The sequence below is a fragment of the Nocardioides antri genome (assembly GCF_008373765.1).
Lineage (GTDB): Bacteria > Actinomycetota > Actinomycetes > Propionibacteriales > Nocardioidaceae > Nocardioides > Nocardioides antri.
In genome coordinates, this window is record NZ_VUJW01000034.1 from 1 (window position 1) to 209 (window position 209).

The window sequence follows — 209 nt, forward strand, 5'->3', positions numbered from 1 at the left end:
CGTCCCGAGGTGCTCCGACGTGGCCATGCCGACGACGTTACCCCCGAATCAGGTGAATTCCAGGTCGCCCGTGCGGCTGCGCTTCAGCTCGTAGAAGTACGGGAACGACGCGACCGCGACGCACCCGTCCCAGAGCCGGCCGGCGTCCTCGCCGCGGGGGATCTGGGAGAGCACGGGGCCGAAGAAGGCCGTCCCGTTGACGGCGATGG

1 protein-coding gene is annotated in these 209 nt (G+C 69.9%); it reads right to left on the reverse strand.

The window, feature by feature from the left end:
- Positions 1 to 48: 48 nt before the first annotated feature.
- On the reverse strand, positions 49 to 207 hold the full coding sequence (locus F0U47_RS22610) for a mycothiol-dependent nitroreductase Rv2466c family protein (RefSeq protein WP_438362090.1): 159 nt from the start codon (positions 205 to 207) through the stop codon (positions 49 to 51).
- Positions 208 to 209: the final 2 nt, after the last annotated feature.